A 3477-nucleotide genomic window follows, 5' to 3' on the forward strand; every position below is an offset into this window, starting at 1 on the left:
GTCGCCCCGCGGCGCCACCGGAGCCGGGGCTCCCACGGGGGCGGGTGCCCCGTCGAACGACGTCGGGAGCGGCTCGGGGCCGGGGTCCGGTGCCGCCCGGTCGTGGGTGGGCCCGTCGTCCGGGGCGGGGGGCTCGGGGGCGGCAGGGGTCTCGACCGCACGACGGCGGTCGGCCTTCTCGGCCTTCCGGGCCCGCTTCGCGCGCCGTCGCTCGGCCTTCGCGGCCTCGGCGCGCGCCTTCTCGCGCTCGGGATCGCCGGGTCCGATGATCATCGGTGGTGCTCCGCGCGTGCGCGGCGGGCGGGGTCGTCGGACGGGCGGCGCATGCGTCCACGCCATCGTCGCACGCACGCCGTACCCTTGCCCGATGCCGCCGACGTGGTTCTGGATGCAGGTGCTGCTCGTGGCGTGCGTGCTCGTGAGCATGGTGATCGCCGGGCTCAAGCTCTGGGCCTGAGCGGCCGGATACGGCGTGCGCCCAGCGTGAGGTCCCTCCCACACCAGGCGTGATCCCGCTCCGCAGCGGGCTCCCGGGCCTGTGCGATGATCGGCCCAGTCGCGGGCCGGACGCCGTCCACCGCGGCGCACGTTGCCCAGTTCCCAACCGCTGAGGAGTGCCGTGTTCAGCTCGATCGTCGTCGGTACGGATGGTTCCGACACCGCCAACCAGGCAGTGACGGAGGCCATCGAGATCGCCAAGGCCGTCGGAGCCCGCCTCGAGATCGTCTCCGCGTACGAGCCCGTCTCGGGGTCCCGCCTGCGCGAGGAGGCCAAGCAGGCCCCGGCCGACGTCGAGTGGATGGTCAACGAGCGCGCCGACGTCGAGGCCACGCTGAACGCCGCGAAGGCGAACGCGACGTCCGCCGGCGTCACGAACGTCCAGACCTACGCCCGGCAGGGCGACCCCGCCGACGCGATCCTCGACGTCGCGGAGGAGTTCGGCGCCGACCTGATCGTCGTGGGCAACAAGGGCATGACGGGCGCCAAGCGGTTCCTGCTCGGCTCCGTGCCGAACAAGATCAGCCACCACGCACCGAGCTCGGTGCTGATCGTCCGCACCACCTAGGCCCGGCCCCCCGGGGTCGGCGGGTGTTCGCGCCGGCAGCCCCCGGGGCGTCCCGCGGCCCCTGACGGGCTGCGATGATCCGGTGGTGAGCACCCCCGCCGATCACGTCCCCGGGACCCCTCCCGGCGCGGACGAGCAGTGGATGCGCCTGGCGATCGCCGAGGCGCTGGAGGCCGAGCGGCACGGCGACGTGCCGATCGGCGCCGTCGTCGTCGCGCACGACGGGACGGTCCTCGGTCGCGGGCGCAACGAGCGCGAGCGCGACGAGGACCCGACCGCGCACGCCGAGATCCTCGCGCTCCGTCGCGCCGCCGCCGCGCTCGGCTCCTGGCGCGTCCTGGACGCCACGCTCTACGTGACCCTCGAGCCCTGCTCGATGTGCGCGGGCGCGATCGTCCTCTCCCGGATCCCGCGGGTCGTCTTCGGCTGCACCGACCCGAAGGCCGGCGCCTGCGGCAGCGTCCTCGACATCACCGCGGAGCCCCGGCTGAACCACCGCCCCGACGTGGAGGGCGGCGTCCTCGGCGACGAGTGCTCGGCGCTCCTGCGGTCGTTCTTCGCCGCGCGGCGCCGCCCGCGGCCGGAGCGCGCCGCGATGGATGCGCGTGACCCGCGTGGCGACCCGCCGCGGCGATAGGCCGCGCGCCTCCGCGGCGACGCACGAACGCGACCGCCGGTAGCCCGCTCCCGGACGTGGCGTTAGCGTCGGGGTGGTGTCGCCCCCGAACCCGCTGAAGCCGATCCAGGAGGCGCTCGAGCGCGTCCTCCACGAGAGCGGCCTGCACGACTTCGGTCGCAGCATGTCGAGCATCGACGACCTCACCGAGGAGGTCCAGCACGTCTACAAGCGCGTCGACGACATCGAGCAGGTGCTCGAGACGATCGTGCCGATCCTGGAGCGCCTGACCGTCATCTTCGAGGAGATCCAGGGCGACCTCGAGCCGATCAGCGAGCTCGCGTCGAAGGTGCCCGGGTCCGGGTCGCGCCGGCGGCGACGGGAGCGGGAGGCGGCAGGTACCGCCCGGATCGAGGCGCCGGCGCGACCCGTGCGGCCGTCGGAGGTCCGGGCGCGCCGCGAGGACGACCGGCCGGCGAGCTCCGGCCCCGGATCCGGATCGGACTCCACCGGTCAGGGACGGCCGGGGGCCACGGGATACTCGCCGCTCGGGACCCGGCCCCGCCGGGACGACTGATCCACGCGTGCCGGGCGCGGCCGATCGGTTAGCTGCCGGTCTGCCGGCCGCCGCTGCTGACGAAGAGCGGGGTGACGGAGGAGTCGCCGCCGACCGGCCCTGCAGGCCCCAGGGGGGAGACATCCTGGTCCAGGGAGGAGTAGGGCTCTGTGATCGCGCTCCGTAGCCTGTACGACAAGTGGGAAATGCGTCGATGTTCTGACGAATTTCTGAGGAAAGGGGCTTGGAGATGTCCAAGTTCGAGGAGGGGTCCTGATGGCTACCGTCACGGGCCCCAGCACCACGACGCGTGAGCGTGGCACCCTTCCGGGTGGTCTGCGTGAGGCGCCGAGGCCGCCGAAGGGTCTGCCTGGCCCGCTTGGGTGGGTGGAGCAGCTCACCGGGATGACGTTGCTGACGTTGCAGGTGATGAAGTCTGCGATCTCGCCGCCGTACAACTGGGGTGGCGAGTTCATCGAGCAGTCGTGGTTGGTGACGAAGAAGGCGTTCTTGCCGTGCTTGTTCTGCACGCTGGTGTTCGCGTATGGCGCGCCTGGTATCTCGGGTGGTTCGCTCTTGTCGACGTTGGCGACGACGGATCGTCTTGGTGCGTTCTCGGTGATGGCGTCGGTGCGTGAGCTGGCGACGTGGATCAACGGGATGGTCGTCGCGGGTGTTGCCGGCACCGCGATCTGCGCTGATCTGGGTGCCCGCAAGGTTCGTGACGAGCTCGACGCGCTCGCCGTTCTCGGCACCGATCTGGTGAAGGTCCTGCTGGTCCCCCGGTTCATCGCGCTTGGCGTGATGACGGTGATGTTCAACTACTGGAACACGGCGGTGTCGATCATCGGCCAGTTGTTGGCGAACATCCTGGTGTGGGACGAGACGGTCGCGGGGTACACGTCGACGTTCGCGTCGAACTTCACGATCGCTGAGGTCGTGTTCAACACGCTGAAGGTCCTGACGTTCGGGGTTCATCATCGCCGTGGTCTGCTGTTACAAGGGCATGAACGCGAAGGGTGGCGCGGCCGGGGTCGGCAAGGCCGTCAACCAGGCCGTCGTGATCTCGTTCTCGGCGATCTACATCTACAACTATCTCCTGAACTCGCTGCTTCTTGGTGCGTTCCCGGAGACCGCGACACTCCGTTAGGGGCTGAGAGCTATGGAAGCTGGAAACTCTCCCGCGCCGTACCAGCCCGCGGGGGCGGGCCGTAAGGGCACCCCGACCGGTCTGGAGCG

The 3477-nt window shown here is 71.1% G+C and carries 4 protein-coding genes and 1 pseudogene; 4 read left to right on the forward strand and 1 reads right to left on the reverse strand.

Features of this window, described 5'->3' with window-relative positions; translation table 11 throughout:
• Nucleotides 1-273, reverse strand: a pseudogene (locus PATMI_RS26060) (hypothetical protein); the annotation flags it as partial.
• 346 nt (nucleotides 274-619) lie between these two features.
• On the opposite strand from PATMI_RS26060, the gene PATMI_RS0100015 reads away from it, so the two are divergent.
• From PATMI_RS0100015 to PATMI_RS26070, 4 genes are all read left to right on the forward strand, one after another.
• A complete protein-coding gene (locus PATMI_RS0100015) occupies nucleotides 620-1066 on the forward strand; it encodes a universal stress protein (protein ID WP_026909368.1) in 447 nt (148 codons plus the stop codon).
• A gap of 142 nt (nucleotides 1067-1208) precedes the next feature.
• The gene (gene tadA, locus PATMI_RS26065) at nucleotides 1209-1703 is read left to right on the forward strand and encodes a tRNA adenosine(34) deaminase TadA (RefSeq protein WP_051472298.1); all 495 of its coding nucleotides are present in this window, start codon (nucleotides 1209-1211) and stop codon (nucleotides 1701-1703) included.
• A gap of 76 nt (nucleotides 1704-1779) precedes the next feature.
• On the forward strand, nucleotides 1780-2259 hold the full coding sequence (locus PATMI_RS0100025; protein WP_026909369.1) for a hypothetical protein: 480 nt from the start codon (nucleotides 1780-1782) through the stop codon (nucleotides 2257-2259).
• Between the two features lie 366 nt (nucleotides 2260-2625).
• Nucleotides 2626-3453 (forward strand): MlaE family ABC transporter permease, encoded by an 828-nt coding sequence (locus tag PATMI_RS26070; RefSeq protein ID WP_281171289.1) that lies wholly within the window; start codon nucleotides 2626-2628, stop codon nucleotides 3451-3453.
• Nucleotides 3454-3477: the final 24 nt, after the last annotated feature.

It is taken from the genome of Patulibacter minatonensis DSM 18081, assembly GCF_000519325.1.
Classification (GTDB): Bacteria; Actinomycetota; Thermoleophilia; order Solirubrobacterales; family Solirubrobacteraceae; genus Patulibacter; species Patulibacter minatonensis.